Below are 13,881 nucleotides of genomic sequence, written 5' to 3' on the forward strand. Positions count from 1 at the left end.
ATCCGGCGGGGGCGGGCCGTCCGCCGCGCGGGTCGACGGCGCTTCTGGGGCGCCCCACGCGTACCGCGGCGTTTTCCGGCCCGCGTCGCCACCGCGCTAGGGTCGGCCCGGTGGCGCACCTACTGGGAGCCGAGGGCATCCGCCTGGAATATCCGACCCAGGTGGTCTTCGAGGCGGTCACGCTGGGGGTCGACGACGGCGCGCGGATCGGCATCGTCGGGCGCAACGGGGACGGCAAGTCCAGCCTGTTGGGCCTGCTGACCGGCCGGTTGCGACCCGACGCCGGCCGGGTCACGCGCCGTAGCGGATTGCGGGTCAGCGCGCTGAGCCAGGCCGACACCCTCGAACCGGGGCACACGGTGGGCTGGACGCTGGTCGGCGACCGGCCCGAGCACCAGTGGGCGGGCGACGCGCGGGTGCGCGACGTCGTCGGCGGCCTGGTGGCCGACATCGCCTGGGAAGCAACGATCGACACACTGTCCGGGGGGCAGCGCCGGCGGGTCCAACTGGCCCGGCTGCTGATCGGCGAGTGGGACGTGATCGCCCTCGACGAGCCCACCAACCACCTGGACATCGAGGGCATCACGTGGCTGGCCGGACACCTGCGGCAGCGCTGGGCGCGCAACACCGGTGGGCTGTTGCTGGTGACGCACGACCGCTGGTTCCTCGACGAGGTCGCGACCACGACGTGGGAGGTGCACGACGGGATCGTCGAGCCGTTCGAGGGCGGGTACGCCGCCTACGTGCTGCAGCGTGTCGAGCGCGACCGGGTCGCGTTCGCCGCCGAGGCCAAGCGGCAGAACCTGATGCGCAAGGAGCTGGCGTGGCTGCGCCGGGGCCCGCCGGCCCGTACCTCCAAGCCCAAGTTCCGGATCGAGGCCGCCAACCAACTGATCGCCGACGTGCCGCCGCTGCGCAACACGATCGAGCTGGCCAAGCTGGCGACCGCCCGACTCGGCAAAGACGTCATCGACCTGCTCGACGTGTCGGTCTCCTTCGGCGGCCGCGCGGTGCTGCGCGACGTCGAATGGCGGATCGCGCCGGGCGAACGCACCGGCATCGTCGGGGCCAACGGCGCCGGCAAGTCGACGCTGCTGGGCCTGATCGCCGGCACCGTCACGCCCGACACCGGGCGCGTCAAGCGCGGCAAGACGGTTCGGCTGGCGGTTCTGGACCAGCGCGGCGAGGAGCTGGACCCGCTCGCCGGCGACCGGATCGCCGACGTGCTGGGCCGGCTGCGCGGCGGCTACGAGGTCGACGGCCGCGAGGTGACCCCGGCCCAGCTGCTGGAGCGGCTGGGGTTCGGCCGCGGCCAGCTGTCGGCGCGGGTCGGCGACCTGTCCGGCGGTCAGCGGCGGCGGCTGCAGCTGATGCTCACGCTGTTGTCAGAACCGAACGTGCTGCTCCTCGACGAGCCCACCAACGACGTCGACACGGACATGCTGACCGCCGTCGAGGACCTGCTCGACTCGTGGCCGGGCACCCTGATCATCGTCTCGCACGACCGCTACCTGCTGGAGCGGGTCACCGACCAGCAGTACGCGATACTCGACGGCCGGCTGCGGCACCTGCCCGGCGGCGTCGACGAGTACCTGCGGCTGGCGGCGCATCGTCCGGTCGCTTCCCCGCGCCCGCGGGCCGAGCCGCCGGCTGCCGAGGCGATGTCCGGCTCGCAGCGGCGCACCGCCGAGAAGGAGCTGGCCGCCGTCGACCGTCAGCTCGCGCGGCTCGCCGACCGGATCGCGGCCAAACACCACGAGCTCGCCGAGCACGACCAGTCCGACCACGTCGGCCTGACCCGGCTGACCCGTGACCTGCGCGGCCTGGAAGACGAGGTCGCCGCGACGGAGCTCCGCTGGCTGGAGCTGTCGGAGCTGCTCGAATGAGCGGCTATCGGCCGGTGCGCTACCCGCCCGGCGAGGCGTTGCTGGCGCTGTACCGGTGGCGCGGGCCGGTAGTCAATTCCGGGGTCGGCCGCCGCGGCTACACCTACCTGCTGGGCCCCGAGGCGAACAAGTTCGTGTTCGCCAACGCCGACGCGTTCAGCTGGCGGGAGACGTTCGAGAACCTGGCCATCGTCGACGGCCCCACCGCGCTGATCGTCAGCGACGGCGACGACCACCGCCGCCGGCGCAGCGTCGTGGCGCCCGGCCTGCGGCACCGGCAGATCCATGACTACGTGCAGACGATGGTGGCGAGCATCGACGCCGTCATCGACGGATGGCGACCCGGGCAGCGGCTGGACATCTACCGGCAGTGCCGCTCGGCGGTGCGCCACAGCACCGCCGCGAGCCTGTTCGGCCCGCGCCTGGCCGCGCATTCGGACTTCCTCGGCGAGCAACTGCAGCCCCTGCTGGACATGACCCACCGGCTACCGCAGGTGATGCAGCTCGAGCGGCGCCTGAACTCCCCGGGGTGGCGCCGGGCGATGGCGGCGCGCCGGCGCATCGACGACCTGGTGGACGCGCAGATCGCCGCGGCCCGCGCGCAACCCCGGCCCGACGACCACATGCTGACGATGCTGATCGACGGCCGCGGCGACGAGGGTTATGCGCTGAGCGACAACGAGATTCGCGACGCAGTCATTTCGCTGATCACCGCCGGCTACGAGACCACCAGCGGCGCGCTGGCGTGGGCAATCCATACGCTGCTGTCGCTGCCCGTCGCGTGGGACGCCGCGGCCGAAGAGGTCCGCCGCGTGCTGGGCGACCGGCCGCCCGCCGCGGGCGACCTGGAGAAGCTGACCTACCTCAACGGCGTCGTGCAGGAGACGCTGAGGCTGTACCCGCCCGGCGTCATCTCCGCCCGCAAGGTGATGCGCGAGGTGAGTTTCGACGGTCACCGGATCCGGGCGGGGCGCCTGCTGATCTTCAGCCCGTACGTCACGCACCGGCTCCCCGAGCTGTGGCCGGAGCCGACCCAGTTCCGGCCGGCGCGCTGGGATCGGAGTTCCCCGGATTACCGCCGGCCCGCGCCGCACGAATTCATTCCGTTCAGTGGCGGTTTGCATCGCTGCATCGGTGCGGCCATGGCCACCACCGAGATGACCGTCATGCTCGCCCGGCTGGTCGCCAGGACCACCCTGCGGCTGCCCGCTCAGCGCATCCGCGCCCACAACCTGGCCGCGCTGTCCCCCAAGCCAGGCCTGACCGTCGACGTCGTCTCAGTGGGCTAGTGCCAGCGCAGTAGGACCAGCTCGGAACAGAATCCCGGACCCATCGCGAGCATCAGCCCGGGGCTGCCGCTCGGCGGCGGCTTGGCGATGGTGTCGCGCAGGATGTGCAGCACCGAGGCCGATGACAGGTTCGCGATTTCGCCCAGCGAGCGCCAGGTCAACTCCAGCGCATCGGGCCCGAGCTCGAGCGTTCTGGTGATGGCGTCGATGACCTTGGGACCGCCCGGGTGACTGACCCACGCGCCGATGTCGTCCGTGGTCAGCCCGTGCGTGGCGAGGAACCCTTTGACGTCGTCGGCCAGGTAGCGGTCGATGAACGTCGTCAGCTCCGGCGACAACACCAGCTGCAGCCCCGAGGAGTTGACGTTCCAGCCCATGATGTGCAGCGATTCGGGGTAGAGGCGGCTGCGCGAGTCGACGATGTCGGGCCCGCCGGCGCGCACCGCGGCGGCGCGGCGGTCACCGACGGCCACCACCGCGGCCGCGCCGTCACCGAAGAGCGCGCTACCGACCAGCCCCGACACGGTCGGCTTGACCGCCGGGTAGGTCAGCGAGCAAAGCTCGACCGAGACCAGCACCGCGACGCCGTCCGGATCGCCTTGCAAGTAGTCGTGCACCCGCGCCACCCCGGCGGCACCGGCCGCGCAGCCCAGGCCGAACAGCGGCATCCGGCGCACATCCGGCCGCAGGCCGAGCCGACCGGCGATCCGCGCGTCCAGCGACGGCACCGCGACCCCGGTGACGGTCGAGGTGGCGATCAGGTCGATGTCTTTGAGCTCCAGGCCGGCCTCCTCGAGGGCGCCCAGCAGCGCCTCGCAGCCGAGGTCGACGGCGGCTTCGATGAAGATCTCGTTGGCCTCGCCGAAGTCGGTCAGCGTGGCGTAGCGCTCCAACGGCAGGACGAAGTGGCGACTGTTGACCTTCGCCGCCGCGTGCAGCCGCCGGACGATCTCCTCGTGTTCCTTCAACCCGGGAAACTCGACGAATTGATCGGTGATCTCGCTCTGGCTGTACCGATGCGGCGGCAACGCTCCGAACACGCCCGCGATAACGCTCATGCCCCTACCTTGGTTAGGTCGTGATCAGAGAAAGTGATCACTTTCGTGCGCCGCCGAGAATCTAGCGCCAATGTGGAAGTTTAGGAGTTTTGCGGCAGCGCCGCAAAGTTGTTGCTATTCAACGTATGTCAAATTGCGTTATTTAACGCATGTTGAATTACCTTATCACGTACTGTTTTCGCTTTCCCCCGGTCTTTGTTTCCTTATTGAACGTCGTCCGCGTCGCCCGCATCCAACGCGAGCGCGATCAGCGCGTCGGGGCTCAAAGAATCGATGGCGTCTTCGGTGAGTGTGGATTGATCGCGCGAATTTTCCGGATCGCCCGCCAACGCCAATAGTTTGTCGAGCAATCCGGTTCTTCGAAGTTCATGAAGCGGAATCTTTTTCAGCGCCGACCAGATCTTTTCGTCATCCGACTTTTCGTGGTCACCGTGCAACAGCCCTTGCGCCAGGTGATCGGCCAACGCCGCCGGGTTGGGATAGTCGAAGACCAGGGTGCGCGACAGCGCCAGCCCCGTGTCGGCTTTGAGGCGGTTGCGCAATTCGACCCCGGTCAACGAATCAAACCCGAGGTCCTGGAAGGCGCGCTCGGCGTCGACGGCATCCAGGTCCGCGTGTCCCAGCACGGCCGCGGCGTGCCCGCACACCAGCGCGAGGAGCTCTTGGCGCTGCTCGTGGTCCGGCAATTGGCGCAGCCGCTCGGCCAGTTCGGCCGGGCGCGACGCCACCCGGGACGGCGAATCCGGGTGGGCGCCCAACCAGAACCGTTGGCGGGCAAAGCCATACGTCGGCAGCGGGACCCGCCGACCGCCGCGCAGGACGGCGCCCCAACGGACCGCCACGCCGGCGGCGAACAACCGGCCGGCCGCGGTGAGCAGAGATTCCACTTCCGGCCGGTCCCTGGCGAGCGTGGTCACCGACACCGGATGGTCGGTGGTCACCGAGTGCTCGACCGCGGCGCCGAGGCCGCCGCCCGGCCCGACTTCGACGAATACGTCGGCACCGCACGACTCGGCGGCTCGCACCCCGTCGGCGAAACGCACCGGACGGCGCACATGCTCCACCCAATAGCTCGCCGACCCATACCCCGTCCCGGCGAGCCGGCCGGACACGTTGGACACCAACGCAGTCCGCGGCTCGGCCGGTGACACGTCGGCCACCACCGCGGCGAAGTCGTCGATCATGGGCTCGATCAGTGGCGAGTGAAACGCGTGCGAGACCGTGAGCCGATGCACCCGCCTGCCCTGGCGCGCCAGGGTGTCTGCGACCGCCATGGCCGGAGCGTCCGCGCCCGAGATCACCACCGCGTCAGGGGCGTTGACCGCCGCGATCGCCAGCCCGTCGGTCAGCAACGGCGTCACGTCGGCCTCGCCGGCGGCGACCGCGATCATCACGCCGCCCGCCGGCAGCCCGGCCATCAGCCGGCCACGCGCCGCCACCAGTTTGGCCGCGTCGGCGAGCGACAACACCCCCGCCAGATGCGCCGCGGTGATTTCGCCCACCGAGTGGCCCAGCACGACATCCGCGACGACCCCCCAGTCGCGCAGCAATTCGGCTAGCGCGTGCTCGATCGCGAACAACGCCGGTTGCGCAAATTCGGTGTTGTCCAACAGCTTTGGGTCGCTTCCCCACATCACGTCGCGCAGCGGCAGCCGCAGGTGGTCGTCCAGCGCCGCCGCGGCCTCGTCGAAGGCCCGCGCAAACGCGGGAAACCGGCCATGCAGCTGCGCCCCCATCGCGAGGGACTGCGCGCCCTGCCCGGGGAACACGAACGCCGTCTTGCCCGGTGCGCGCGCCCGGCCCACCACCGCGCCGGGAGGGGCCTGGCCGGCGGCCAATACCGCCAATCCCGCTGCGAGCGCCGCCCGGTCCGCGCCCACCAGCACCGCCCGATGCTCGAACACCGAGCGCGTCGTCGCCAATGACCACGCCACGTCGCCGACGTCCGGCGCCGCTTCGGCGGTGACGTGGGTCAGCAGCCGGGCGGCCTGATTGGCCAGCGCCCGTTCCGAGCGGCCGGACAGCACCCATGCCGTCGGCGCGTTACCGCGTTCCCGCGCTTCGCCTTTCGGCTGCGCGGGGGCCTGCTCGACTACGACGTGCGCGTTGGTTCCGCCCATGCCGAACGACGACACGCCCGCGCGCCGCGGTTCCCCGTCTTCCGGCCAGGGGGTCAGTGTGGCGTTGACGCGCAGCCCGAGGCTCTCCGGATCGAATCCGGGTCGCGGTTCCGCATAGTTGAGAGTCGCCGGAATGGCCGCGTTTTCGATGGCCAACACGGTCTTGACCAAGCCCGCGATGCCGGCGGCGCCGCCGGCGTGGCCGATGTTGGTCTTCACCGATCCCAGGCCGAGCGGCCGGCGCCGGGGCCCGGCGAACACCACGCCGAGCGCGGTCGCCTCCACCGAGTCGCCGATTTCGGTTCCCGTGCCGTGTGCCTCGACGTACTGCAGCTGGCCGCCGTCGAGGCCGGCGGAACGCAACGCACGCCGGATGACGTCGACTTCGCCCGGCAGCGACGGCACCGTCTGGGCGGCGGCGCTGTGCCCGGCGTTGCCGACCGCGCTGCCCCGAATGACGGCGCGGATGTAGTCACCATCGTCGAGGGCTGCGCGCAACGGCTTCAGCAACACGAGGCCGCCACCCTCGCTGCGCACGTAGCCGTCGGCGCGCGCGTCGAATGCATAGGTGTGGCCCGAGGCCGACAGCGCGCCGAATTCCGTTTCCAGCGCGGATATTTCGTTGGCCAGGTTCAGGTGGACGCCGCCGGCCAGAGCCAGCGCGGACTCGCCGGTGCGGATGCTTTCGCAGGCGAGGTGCACCGCCACCAGCGACGACGATTGGCCGGAATCGACGGTCACACTCGGGCCGTGCAGCCCCAACGCGTACGAGACGCGGTTCGCGATCATCGCCCGGCTGACCCCGGCGAACGAGTGGTGGTCGATTTCCTGCGCGAGGGTCAGCACGCCGTAGTCGTCGTTCATCGCGCCCAGGTACACCGCGACCGGCTGTCCGCGCAGGGTTTCCGGTAGCACGAACGCGTCTTCGACGGCCTCCCACACCAGCTCCAGCGCGAGGCGCTGCCGGGGATCCATCGCGGCGGCCTCGCGCGGCGAGACGTTGAAGAAGTCAGCGTCGAACTCGGCGACGTCACCCGGCAGCGCCGTGGCTTCGGCGCCGTCGCGAATCAGCCGCCAGAAGTCGGCCGGGCCTCCGGCGCCGGGGAAGCGGCAGGCCAGCCCGATGACTGCGATGGCTGTCGGTGGCACGGATCAGGGCCCGACTTCTTCGTCCAGGATGGCGAACAGTTGGCTTTCGGTCGCCGTGTCGAGGTCGTCGCCGAGAAGCTCGGCGGGGTCCAGCTCCGGCTCCGGGGCGCTCACGGTGGAGAGCAGCGTGTGGATCCTGGCCGTCAGGCGGGCCTTGTCGTCGGCGCTCCAGCCCGGTTGGTCGATCAGCGCCTGCAGTTCGCGAGCGACGTCGTTGAAGCGGGCCATGCGGTCGGGCGGGTCGTTGGTGGGCGCCATGGCCAGTTGGGCGTCGAGGTGCTCGGCCAGCGCGGACGGGGTGGGGTAATCGAAGATCAGGGTGGGTGACAGGGTCAGCCCGGTCGCCGTCTTGAGGCGGTTCCGCAGCTCCACCGCGGTCAGCGAATCGAACCCGAGGTCGCCGAAGGCGCGCTGGGCGTCGACATCCGCGGTGGCGTGGCCGAGCACCGTTGCGGCGTTGCCGCACACCACATCGACGAGTTCGGAGTGCCGCTGCTCGGCGGTCAGCCCATGCAGTCGCGCCCGCAGGCCCGACACCGAGGCCGCCGTCGTGGCGTCGGCGATGACGCGCCGCGCCCGGCGGGTGGCCAACCCGCGCAGGATCGGCGGGACCATCGCGCCGTCGCCGCCCAGCGCCGCCGTGTCCAGGCGGGCCGCCACCACCAGCGGGCAGTCGGCCAGCAGCGCGTCGTCCAGGAGCTGCAACGCCTGTTGGCTGGACAAGGGCGCCAGTCCCACCCGGCTCATGCGGGCCCGGTCCGTGTCGCCGAGGTGTCGCGTCATGGCGCTGGCCTCTTCCCAGAGGCCCCACGCCACCGACAACCCGGCCAGCCCCTGCGCCCGCCGATAGGACGCGAGCCCGTCCAGGAAGCTGTTGGCCGCCGCATAGTTGCCCTGGCCCGGCGCGCCCACGATGCCGGCCATCGACGAAAACATCACGAACGCTGACAGATTCAATTCCGTGGTGAGCTCATGCAGATGCCAGGCACCGTCGACCTTGGCCCGCAACACCGTGTCCATCCGGTCGGGGGTCAGCGACGCGATCAACCCGTCGTCGATAACGCCCGCAACGTGGAAGACGCCGCGCAGCGGATAACGCGCCGGCACCCGCGCGAGCAATTCCGCCACCGCCTCGGGGTCGCCGACATCGCAGGCAATGAGTGACACCGATGCGCCGGCGTCCCGCAATTCTGCCGCCAGTTCCGCGGCGCCGTCGGCCCGCTCGCCGCCGCGGCTGACCAACATCAAATGGGGCACCCGGTACTTCGCGACCAGGTGGCGGGCCAGCGCGGAGCCGGCCATGCCGGTCCCGCCGGTGATCAACGCCGTGCCCGCGGCCAGTCCACCCGCGCCGTCCGGCAGGGTGAGCACCACCTTGCCGGTGTGGCGGGCCTGGCTCACGAACCGGTATGCCTCGGTGGCGTGCCGGACGTCAAACGCCTTGACCGGCAACGGCGTCAACGTGGCGGCGGCGAACAAGCTCATCAAGTCGCCCAGCATCGCCGCGATGCGGTCCGGTCCTGCCTCCATCAGATCGAACGCCCGATACCGCACACCGGGGTATTGCGCGGCGATGGCCGCCGCGTCGCGCAGGTCGGTCTTGCCCATCTCGATGAAGCGCCCGCCGGAGACCAGCAGCCGCAGCGACGCGTCGGTGAACTCGCCGGCCAGCGAGTTGAGCACCACGTCGACACCCGCCCCGCCGGTGGCGGCCAAAAACTTGCCCTCGAACTCCAGCGTCCGCGAATCGCCGATGTGGTCGTCGTCAAACCCCATGGCGCGCAACGTGTCCCACTTGCCCCGGCTGGCGGTGGCGAACACCTCCGCCCCCCAATGCCGCGCCAGCTGCACCGCCGCCATCCCGACCCCGCCCGCGGCGGCATGCACCAGCACCCGCTCGCCGCCCTTCAGCCCGGCCAGATCCGACAATCCGTACAGCGCGGTCAGGAACACCACCGGCACGCCCGCGGCCGCCACCAGCGACCACCCCGCCGGGACCCGCACCACCAGCCGCTCGTCCACCACCGCTTCCGAACCCGTCAGGCCGATGATTCCCGTCACGGCGTCGCCGACCGACAACCCGGTCACGCCCGGCCCGACCTCGGTGACGACCCCGGCGCCCTCGGCGCCCAAATCGGCGGCGCCGGGGTACATCCCCAACGCCACCAACACATCCCGGAAGTTCACCCCGGCCGCGGCCACCGCCACCCGCACCTGCCCGGCCGTCAGCTCGGCCCGCGCGCAGGGCTGCGCCGCCAGGTCCTCGAGCGTGCCGGCGTCGCCCGCGGCCAGCCGCCACTCCCCCGGCGGCAGCGCCAGGGCCGAACCTTCCGCCGGCGCCAGCCGGGCCCCATACGCCTCGCCGGCGCGCACCACCACTTGTGGTTCGCCACACGCGATCACGGTGTCGACGTCCACCGATCCGTCGGAATCCAGCAGTACCAGCCGGCCGGGGTGTTCCGCCTGCGCCGAACGGACCAGCCCCCACACCGCCGCGGCCGCCGGGTCCGTGACCTGCTCGCCGTCGAAGGCCACCGCCCCACGGGTCTGCACGACGAGCACGCCGGAGCCGTCACCGGCCAGCCAGGACTGCAACACGCCCAGCGCCTCGTGGGTGGCCGCGTACACCGACCCCGGCAGGCCGGCGCCATCCCGGGAGCCGGGCTCCCAGACCACCGCCGCTTCGGCAACACCGTTGGGCGGCAACGACACCGGCGACCACGTCGGCTGGAAGAGGGCCGCCCCGCCGGGACGGGCTGCGCCCGCCGACAGCTGCTCGGCCGACACCGGGCGCAGCACCAGCTCGCGCACCGACAAGACGGGCAGGCCCGCGGGATCGGCCAGCTCCAGCGACACCGCACCCGCGCCGACCGGGCCCAGGCGCACCCGGACCCGCGACGCCCCGGCCGCATGCAGGCACACGCCCTGCCAGGAAAACGGCAGCACCGCCCGGGCCTGCGCGTCGTCCATTCCCAGCGCGTGCAGGGCGGCGTCCAACAGGACGGGGTGTATTCCGTACCCGGCGACCGTCATCCCGGCGGCCTGCGGAACGGCGACTTCGGCGAAGATCTCCTCGCCGCGCCGCCACATGGCCCGCAGGCCGCGGAACGCCGGGCCATAGTCGTAGCCCAGTTCGGCCAGCCGGTCGTAGCCGCCGGCCGCGTCCACCGCCGTCGCGCCCGCCGGCGGCCACAGCGACAGGTCGGCGGCCGGCTCCGTCGAGCCCGCGCTCAACTCGCCCTCGGCGTGCAGTATCCAGTCCGAATTGGGCTGAACGTCCGACGAATACACGGACACCGCCCGCCGGCCGGCCTCTCCGGCGGCGCCCACCACCACCTGCACGCGCACCGTGCCGCGCGCCGGAAGGATCAGCGGAGCCGACAAGGTCAACTCCTCGACCACCGAACAGCCGACCTCGTCGCCGGCGCGCAACACCAGCTCGACGAACCCGGCGCCGGGAAACAGCACCATCCCGGCCACCGCGTGGTCGGCCAGCCACGGCTGGGCGGCGGTCGACATCCGGCCCGTCAGCACCACCCCGCCCGAATCGGGCCGCTCCACCACCGCGCCCAGCAACCCGTGCCCGGCCCCCGCCAGGCCTGAGGTGCTCACGCCGCCCGAACCGACCAGTTCGGCCGGCAGCCAATATCGGCGGCGCTGAAAGGCATACGTGGGCAACGGGACCCGTCGCGCGGCCAGGCCGTCATATGTCGCCGCCCAGTCGATGCCGACACCGCTGGCGTAGAGGCCGCCGGCGGCGCGCAGCGCGGATTCGGTCTCGGGGCGGTCTTTGGCGATCGTGATCACCGACGCGACCGGTTCGGCGCTCAGGGACTGCGACAGCGACGCCGTCAAGGCCGCGCCGGGGCCCACCTCGACGAAAACCCTCGCGCCGAGCGACTCGGCCAGCCGCAGCCCGTCGACGAAGCGCACCGGTTCGCGCACGTGCTCCAGCCAGTACGCGGCCGACCCGTACCCCGGCCCGGCCAGCTGCCCGGTCACGTTGGACACCAACTCAATCCGCGGCTCCCCGACCGAGATGCCGTCGAGCACCGCGGCGAAGTCGTCGATCATGGGATCCATCAGCGCCGAGTGGAACGCGTGCGAGACCGGCAGCCGGTGCACCCGCCGGCCCAGCGCCGTCAGGCGGTCCACCACCGCGTCCACCGCGCCCCGCTCGCCCGAAACCACCACCGCTTCCGGGCCGTTGACCGCCGCGATGCTCACCCCCTCGGTCAGCATGGGTGCGACCTCCGCCTCGGCGGCGGCGACCGCCACCATCGCCCCGCCGGCGGGCAACCGCGCCATCAACCGTCCCCGCGCCGCCACCACGCACGCCGCGTCGGCCAACGACAACACCCCGGCCACGTGCGCCGCGGCCAGCTCCCCCACCGAGTGGCCCATCACGACGTCGGGCAGCACACCCCAGGACCGCCACAACGCCGCCAGCGCGACCTCGATGGCGAACAGCGCCGGTTGCGCATACTCGGTGCTCTCCAACAACTCCGGGTCGTCGCCCCACATCACCTGGCGCAGCGGCAACCGCAGGTGGCCGTCCAACGCCTCGGTGGCCTCGTCGAAGGCCCGGGCGAATTCCGGAAAGCGCCCGTACAGTGCCGCGCCCATGCCCAACCACTGCGAGCCCTGGCCGGGGAACATGAAGACGGTCTTGCCCACCGATCGCGCGCCGCCCACCACCGCCGCCGCGCCGGGGTGCCCGGAAGCCAGCCCCGCCAATCCGTCCAGCAGGGCCGCACGGTCGCCGCCCACCAGCACGGCACGGTGCTCGAAGGACGACCGCGTGGTCGCCAGCGACCACCCGACGTCGACGACGTCCGCGCCCGGGTCTGCACCGACGTGCGCCGCGAGCCGGGCCGCCTGATCGGCGAGCGCCGCTTCCGACCGGGCCGACACCACCCACGGCACGACGGGATCGGCGCCGTCGCGGTGCGGCGCGGGGCTTTCCGGCTCGGTGGGCGGCTCCTCGATGATGACGTGCGCGTTGGTTCCGCTGATCCCGAACGACGAGACCCCCGCCCGCCGCGGCCCGTTCGCCGGCTCGGGCGTCCAGGGCCGCGGCTCGGTCAGCACCGACACCGCCCCCGCGGACCAATCCACGTGCGGCGAGGGCACGTCGACGTGCAAGGTCTGGGGCAGCAGCTCGTGGCGCATCGCCTGCACCATCTTGATCACCCCGGCCACCCCGGCGGCCGCCGACGTGTGCCCGATGTTGGATTTGATCGACCCCAACCACAACGGCCGGTCCGCGGGCCGATCCTGCCCGTAGGTCGCCAACAGCGCCTGGGCCTCGATCGGGTCGCCCAACACCGTTCCGGTGCCGTGGCCCTCGACCACGTCCACGTCGGCCGTCGTCAGCCCGGCGTCGGCCAGCGCCGCCCGGATCACCCGTTGCTGCGACGGCCCGTTGGGCGCGGTCAGGCCGTTGGAGGCGCCGTCCTGGTTGACCGCGGAGCCGCGCAGCAGCGCCAGCACCGGGTGCCCCAGCCGGCGCGCGTCGGACAACCGCTCCAGCACCAGCACCCCCGCACCCTCCGACCACGACGTGCCGTCGGCGGCGCCCGCGTAGACCTTGCAGCGGCCGTCGGGCGCCAGGGCCCGCTGCCTGCTGAACTCGACGAACGCGGCCGCCGTGGCCATGACGGTCACGCCGCCGGCCAGCGCGAGATCGCATTCGCCGGTGCGCAACGAGTGCGCCGCAAGGTGCATGGCGACCAGCGACGACGAGCACGCGGTATCGACCGACACCGCGGGGCCTTCCAGGCCCAGCACGTAGGACACCCGGCCCGACGCCACGCTCAGCGTGGACCCGGTCAGGCCATAGCCCTCGAGCTCGCCCTTGACCTCGCCGCCGTAGCCGGCGTGAATGACCCCGGCGAACACCCCGGTCGGTGAGCCGCGCAGCGCCAGCGGGTCAATGCCGGCCCGTTCCAACGCTTCCCAGGACACCTCGAGCATGAGTCGCTGCTGCGGGTCCATCGCCAGCGCCTCGCTGGGCCCGACGCCGAAGAATCCGGCATCGAAATCGCCGGCGTTCTGCAGGAAGCTGCCCTGACGCGTGTACATCTTGCCCTGCGCGTCGGGGTCGGGGTCGTACAACGCGTCGATCTCCCAGCCGCGATCGGTGGGGAAATCCGAGACCGCGTCGCGGCCGTCGGCCACCAGCTGCCACAGGGATTCCGGAGAATCCACCCCACCGGCGTAGCGGCACGCCATGCCGACCACCGCCACCGGCTCGGACAGCTTGCCTTCCAGCTCGGCCACCCGTCGCCGGGTCCGCCTGAGGTCTGCGGTCAGGCGCTTGAGGTAATCGACGTGCTTTTCGGTGCTCGGCGTAGTCATTTCAGCGGAAGTTCCTGGC

The 13,881-nt window shown here is 71.7% G+C and carries 5 protein-coding genes; 2 read left to right on the forward strand and 3 right to left on the reverse strand.

The window, feature by feature from the left end; translation table 11 throughout:
• Positions 1-110 precede the first annotated feature (110 nt).
• A complete protein-coding gene (locus A5673_RS27270; RefSeq protein ID WP_068239955.1) occupies positions 111-1,886 on the forward strand; it encodes an ABC-F family ATP-binding cassette domain-containing protein in 1,776 nt (591 codons plus the stop codon).
• A 14-nt stretch (positions 1,887-1,900) separates the two neighbouring features.
• Positions 1,901-3,175, forward strand: coding sequence for a cytochrome P450 (locus A5673_RS27275; RefSeq protein WP_156748670.1), 1,275 nt, complete (start codon positions 1,901-1,903; stop codon positions 3,173-3,175).
• Here the strand turns inward: A5673_RS27275 and A5673_RS27280 are convergent.
• The 3 genes from A5673_RS27280 to A5673_RS27290 all read right to left on the reverse strand — a co-directional run bounded on the left by A5673_RS27280 (position 3,172) and on the right by A5673_RS27290 (position 13,862).
• Positions 3,172-4,233, reverse strand: coding sequence for a type III polyketide synthase (locus A5673_RS27280; RefSeq protein ID WP_068239958.1), 1,062 nt, complete (start codon positions 4,231-4,233; stop codon positions 3,172-3,174). The genes A5673_RS27275 and A5673_RS27280 overlap by 4 nt on opposite strands.
• Positions 4,234-4,436: 203 nt before the next feature.
• A complete protein-coding gene (locus A5673_RS27285; protein ID WP_068239959.1) occupies positions 4,437-7,502 on the reverse strand; it encodes a type I polyketide synthase in 3,066 nt (1,021 codons plus the stop codon).
• A gap of 3 nt (positions 7,503-7,505) precedes the next feature.
• A complete protein-coding gene (locus A5673_RS27290) occupies positions 7,506-13,862 on the reverse strand; it encodes a type I polyketide synthase (RefSeq protein WP_068239963.1) in 6,357 nt (2,118 codons plus the stop codon).
• Positions 13,863-13,881 lie beyond the last annotated feature (19 nt).

The organism is Mycobacterium sp. E3198 (assembly GCF_001667015.1).
Lineage (GTDB): Bacteria > Actinomycetota > Actinomycetes > Mycobacteriales > Mycobacteriaceae > Mycobacterium.

Coding starts and splice junctions, on each gene's coding strand:
- A5673_RS27280 (WP_068239958.1), bottom strand. CDS start 4,233: ATGAGCGTTATCGCGGGCGTGTTCGGAGCGTTGCCGCCGCATCGGTAC.
- A5673_RS27290 (WP_068239963.1), bottom strand. CDS start 13,862: ATGACTACGCCGAGCACCGAAAAGCACGTCGATTACCTCAAGCGCCTG.